We start from the raw sequence: 4,712 nt of genomic DNA on the forward strand, positions 1-4,712 counted from the left end.
CGGACCCCGCCTGAAGCGAGCACCGCAGGTTGCCCGAAGCGAAGCGCAGGGACACGCACAGTGGGGTCGCCTTTCTTTTGCTTACTTTTCTTTGGCGAAACAAAGAAAAGTGAGTCGCCCGCCGGGGCGAGACCCGGCCCACAGCCTCAGCAACCCCCCCATTCAACATGTAGCAAGCACCTCCAAACACCGCCTCTTATGCCCCTCGCCACCCGAAGGCGCAACCACCCGCCCCCCCACCCGTACCCCGTACTCAACCCCCAACCGATCCGCCATCAAAACCCAAGCACAAACCCGAGAAACCCGAGCTTCCCCTTCAGGCAACCCCGCATGCAGAACATCCAGCCAGAGCTCTTCCCTCTGCGCCTGCTGCGCATCCCGGCTAACCAGTTCATCAGACCCCGCAGCCTGCGCCCGAGCCGCTCTTTTCCAGACGACAAGCTTCAACGAATCCCCCCGCCGATAAGCCCGCACCCCGTCATATTCCCCAGCCACATGAGTACGCGTCAACGCCGAAGCAGCCTGCCCCGCAAGCGGCTCCCCGACAGGCAGCGGCGGCGGATTCACCTCAGGCGCCGGATAGACCAGCACCTTCGAAGCCGGCCGCCAAACCGTCCACACCCGAAAGGTCCCCAACGGAAACCGGGTCTCCGCCGTCAGCGTCGGCACAGCATGCAGCCCGCGCCGCTCAGGCCTGAACGCCACCTCCACCGTCGCGCTCCCTTGCGCAGGCACGTCACTCCACGACCATTGCCCACTGCGATGCACCGCCAGCCCGATGCCATAACGCGTGCTCCGCCGCGCGTTATGCAACACCACTCGAAAGACAGCCGCCGACCCCGCGTACTGCGCCTCAGGCGGCATCAGATGCATCGCCAGCCCCCGCAACGTGCCATGACACACATGCATGCCAACCGCCACGCAACCCGCAAGCAGGAAAGTCAGCAGATAGCCCAGATTGAGCTGGTAGTTGATCGAAGCGACCAACAGCAGCAGCAGCGTCGCAGCCAGCATCCATCCGGCCACCGTCGGCACGATGTACACATTGCGCTGCGTGAGTTCGAGCGTGTCCGAAGGCGGGCGACGCGAAATGAACCACCGGTCGATACGAGACCGGAGCGGCGCGAACGACCGCGCGACCCCGACGCGAGCCGGCGCAGGCGCTTTCACGGCAATGGCACCGCCGCGGTCATCGCGCGCACCTGTTCGACCGCGCCCCGACCGGCGTCGCCCACAGGCGTGAGTCGGTGCGCGATGGTCTGCGGAAGCACGGCCTGCACGTCATCCGGCGCAACGTAGTCGCGATTGGCCAGAAGCGCTTGCGCCTTGGCGGCGCGCAACACGGCGATGCCCGCACGTGGCGACAGACCCTGGAGGAACCAGCGCCCGGAGCGCGTGGCGGCGATCAGGTCCTGAACGTAGTTCAGCAGCGGTTCCGACGCATGAACCTGGAGCACACGTTGCTGCAAGGCTGTCAGTTCGCCGGCTGTCAGCAGCGCGGGAAGGCTGGCAAGCAAGTCGCGCCGGTCGGCGCCCGCAAGCAACTCGCGCTCGGCGGCCCGGTCGGGGTAGCCGAGCGAGATGCGCATCAGGAAACGATCGAGCTGCGATTCCGGCAGCGCGAAGGTGCCCAACTGCTCGTGCGGGTTCTGCGTGGCGATGACGAAGAAGGGCGTTGGCAGCGGGCGCGTCTCGCCTTCCACGGTCACCTGCTTTTCTTCCATCGCTTCGAGGAGGGCGCTCTGTGTCTTGGGGCTCGCGCGGTTGATCTCGTCGGCCAGCAGCACCTGGGCAAAGATCGGGCCCGGATGGAAGACGAAGGCTTGCTGCCCCCGGTCGTAGATCGCCACCCCCGAGAGATCCCCCGGCATCAGGTCGGCGGTGAACTGCACCCGCGAGAACTGCAAGCCGAAGGTATGTGAGAGCGCATGCGCCAGCGTCGTCTTGCCGACGCCCGGAACGTCCTCGATCAGCAGGTGGCCGCCCGCCAGCAAACAGGCCACGCAATCACGCACCTGAGCCTCTTTGCCCACGATCACCGTGTTAAGCTGACCGAGCAAACTGGCGAGCTTCGCGGCAACGTCCATTTTTGTATCCATATGCAAACCATACCTTAAGCCTTGTGGCCCCGTCCGGCCAGAGGCCAGGCGCAATCGATCCATGGGCAAAACCGGCTATTTCACACACCGCGACTGCTGGAAACACGACATGGGGCAGGGCCATCCGGAATGCCCCGCGCGGCTCGATGCCATCGAGGATCGGCTGCTCGTCACCGGCGTCGGCGACGCACTGCACAAGGGAGATGTGCCGCTCGCGACGCTGCCTCAGATCACCCGTGCACACAGCGTCGCGCACATGGAGCACCTCGAAGCGCTGAGCCAGCGGCTCGTCGAGGACGAACCGGCCGGTGGTCCGGACCATGCGCAGATCGATCCGGACACCTCACTGACCCGCTTCACCGTGCTGGCCGCGCGCCGTGCGGCCGGTGCCGCGATCGCGGCGACCGACGCGGTGATTGCCGGCGAGGTCGACAACGCCTTCTGCGCCGTGCGGCCCCCAGGGCACCATGCTTGCCGTGACAAGGCCATGGGCTTCTGCTTTTTCAACAACGTCGCGATCGCCGCCCGCCACGCCATCGAAGAGCATGGGCTGGAGCGTGTCGCGATCGTCGATTTCGACGTGCACCATGGCAACGGCACCGAGGACATCCTGAGCAACGATCCCCGCGTACTGATGGTCGGGATCTTCCAGCATCCTTTCTATCCGTACAGCGGCACCGAGCATCCGGCGCCGAACATGCTCAACCTGCCGGTGCCGGCCTATACCAAGGGCATGGATGTGCGCGAACTGATCGAGGCCTGCTGGATGCCCCGGCTCGAAGAGTTCCGGCCGCAGATGATCTTCGTGAGCGCCGGCTTCGACGCGCACCGCGACGACGATCTCGGTCAACTCAGGCTCAACGAACACGACTTCGCCTGGATCACCGGGCGAGTCGTCGACGTGGCCCGCCGGCATGCCGGTGGGCGCATCGTGTCCATGCTCGAAGGTGGTTACAACCTCGACGCCCTGGCGCGCAGTGTCGAGGCACATCTGCGGGTGCTCGCCGACCTCTAGTTCTGGTTTCGATCGATGGATTTCAGCGCTTTCAACGAAAAGCTTGGCCAGATCCATGCGCAAAACGTGTGGATCCAGCTCGGCGTATTGGCCGCCTGCATCGTCGTCGCATGGGCGATCTGCAGATGGTTCGGGCGCGATCAGCCCGAGGATTCGATCTGGTTCGGCGAGCGTGTTTTCGACGGCTTGCTGTTCCCCTTGCTGGCGCTGCTGCTGAGCGAGCTTTCGCGACGCGCGGCGCTGTCATTGGGCTTCGAGCCCGCGCTGGTGTTGCGGATCGCTGTTTCGGTGTTTGTCTCGCTCGCGGTGATCCGCTTTTTCGCGCGCGTGTTGCGGGCTGTTTTTCCGGCCTCCGCGGTGGCGCGGCTGGTCGAGCGAACGATTTCGTGGATTGCATGGATCGGCGCGATCCTCTGGATCGTCGGTCTCTTGCCGCCGGTCCTGGCGGAACTCGACGAGATCACGCTGGCTTTCGGGCGAACGCGGGTGAGCCTGCGCACGATCCTCAACGGCCTGCTGTCGGCAGGCCTGGTGCTCGTGATCGCGTTGTGGATTTCATCGACGATCGAAAAGCGCATCCTGCGGGAGGCCGTGCACGATCTGTCGATGCGCAAGGTCGCGTCGAATGCGGTCCGCGCCTTTCTGCTGCTGATCGGCCTGCTGTTCGCGCTGTCGGCGGTCGGGGTGGACCTGACGGCGCTGTCGGTCCTTGGCGGCGCATTGGGCGTCGGCCTGGGCTTCGGCCTGCAGAAACTCGCGGCCAACTACGTCAGCGGCTTCGTGATCCTTCTCGAGCGATCGATACGCATCGGCGACAACGTCAAGGTCGATGGCTTCGAGGGCCGCATCACCGACATCAAGACGCGGTACATGCTGGTGAGGGCGGGCAACGGGCGCGAGTCGATCGTGCCGAACGAATCGCTGATCACGAGTCGTGTCGAGAATCTTTCGCTGGCCGATCTGAAGTTCGGCATATCGACCAACATCATCGTCGGGTACGAAAGCGACGTGTCGCAGGTGCAGGCGATCCTTTGCGGTGCGGCAGCGGCGCAGCCTCGCGTGATGAGGGATCCGGCGCCGATCGCCTTTCTGCTCAACTTCGTGCCTGATGGATTGGAGTTCAGCCTGAACTTCTGGGTGTCCGATCCGGATAAGGGCCGGGACAACCTGCGCTCGGCGATCAACATCGCGATTCTCGAAGGCCTGCGCAACGCAGGTATCGTCATCGCCAACCCGCAACGGGTGGTGCGTGTTGAATCGTTACCTTCTAGAGTTACGCCTCTAGGCGCGGCTCATCTATAATCACGAAAAAGCACGACCGTTCTTTTTTTGCGCACCGACGATGGAGCGCACCCCTGATTGAAATGGACAGTTCGCGCGGAGGCCGGCGCCTAAAATCATCGGCTGCTCTGCATACCCCCGGTTTCGCAAATCAATGGAGTCAAACCAATGAAGATTCTGGTCCCCGTCAAGCGGGTCGTCGACTACAACGTCAAGGTTCGCGTCAAGAGCGACGGCACGGGCGTTGACATCGCCAACGTCAAGATGAGCATGAACCCCTTCGACGAGATCGCCGTCGAAGAGGCTGTGCGGTTGAA

Annotated in this window: 4 protein-coding genes and 1 pseudogene; 3 read left to right on the forward strand and 2 right to left on the reverse strand. The window is 63.9% G+C overall.

The window, feature by feature from the left end:
- Positions 1–162 precede the first annotated feature (162 nt).
- Together AC1DHL_RS29570 and AC1DHL_RS29575 are read right to left on the reverse strand one after the other, a co-directional pair.
- The gene (locus AC1DHL_RS29570; RefSeq protein ID WP_478164304.1) at positions 163–1,170 is read right to left on the reverse strand and encodes a DUF58 domain-containing protein; all 1,008 of its coding nucleotides are present in this window, start codon (positions 1,168–1,170) and stop codon (positions 163–165) included.
- Entirely contained in the window at positions 1,167–2,087 is a 921-nt protein-coding gene (locus tag AC1DHL_RS29575) for an AAA family ATPase (RefSeq protein WP_478100884.1), read from the reverse strand. The genes AC1DHL_RS29570 and AC1DHL_RS29575 overlap by 4 nt, the downstream gene beginning before the upstream one ends.
- Before the next feature lie 73 nt (positions 2,088–2,160).
- Between AC1DHL_RS29575 and AC1DHL_RS29580 the strand changes: the two genes are divergently transcribed.
- The 3 genes and pseudogenes from AC1DHL_RS29580 to AC1DHL_RS29590 all read left to right on the forward strand — a co-directional run.
- The gene (locus AC1DHL_RS29580; RefSeq protein WP_478164305.1) at positions 2,161–3,114 is read left to right on the forward strand and encodes a histone deacetylase family protein; all 954 of its coding nucleotides are present in this window, start codon (positions 2,161–2,163) and stop codon (positions 3,112–3,114) included.
- Between the two features lie 15 nt (positions 3,115–3,129).
- Positions 3,130–4,416 carry a mechanosensitive ion channel family protein gene (locus AC1DHL_RS29585; RefSeq protein WP_478164306.1) on the forward strand — a complete coding sequence of 429 codons (1,287 nt, stop codon included), beginning with the start codon at positions 3,130–3,132 and terminating at the stop codon, positions 4,414–4,416.
- A 147-nt stretch (positions 4,417–4,563) separates the two neighbouring features.
- Positions 4,564–4,712: pseudogene (locus AC1DHL_RS29590) on the forward strand (electron transfer flavoprotein subunit beta/FixA family protein); the annotation flags it as partial.

This window comes from Variovorax sp. 10L426, assembly GCF_056395305.1.